General features: G+C 50.2%; 1 protein-coding gene. It reads left to right on the top strand.

Going from position 1 to position 520, the window contains the following annotated elements; translation table 11 throughout:
* The coding region (locus R7Z49_RS27520; RefSeq protein ID WP_411913041.1) for a glycoside hydrolase domain-containing protein at nt 1–520 on the top strand (520 nt) is incomplete at both ends.

Consider the following 520-nt stretch of genomic DNA (forward strand, 5'->3'; position numbering starts at 1 on the left):
GAATTTTTGGAGCAATACGGTAACCACTCTCGCAGCATCTACTACAAACGCGTTAACGACACTACCGTCGTAGGCGCGCGTACCTCAAACGAATGGGGTCAATGGCAAACCGTCTTCTTCGCGGCAGAATTCTCTGATCCAATCATTGAAGAAAACCTGTACACCAAGCTGGCTTCTGAAAGCAAATTGACTCCAACTGACGCTACCGAAGTCGGCTTGGAAGATTACCGTGGTTACGCAGAGCACAAACCAATGCCGGGCGAACCAGAACCTGACCCAGAACGTTTGGCAAAACGCGCAAACGATGTCCTGACGCATTTGAACTTTGGTAAGAGCGATGAGCCATTGGTGGTCAAAGTAGCGATTTCTGGCACTGGCGTTGACGGCGCACTGAAAAACCTAGAAGCAGACACTAACGGCTGGGACTTCGACAACGTCGTACAACAAAACCGCGTGGCTTGGGAAAACATCCTTGGCGAGTTTGAACTAGAAGGCGGCAACAAAGCCGACAAAACCATGT

Source organism: Vibrio sp. 1562, from assembly GCF_033340155.1.
GTDB classification, from domain to species: domain Bacteria; phylum Pseudomonadota; class Gammaproteobacteria; order Enterobacterales; family Vibrionaceae; genus Vibrio; species Vibrio alginolyticus.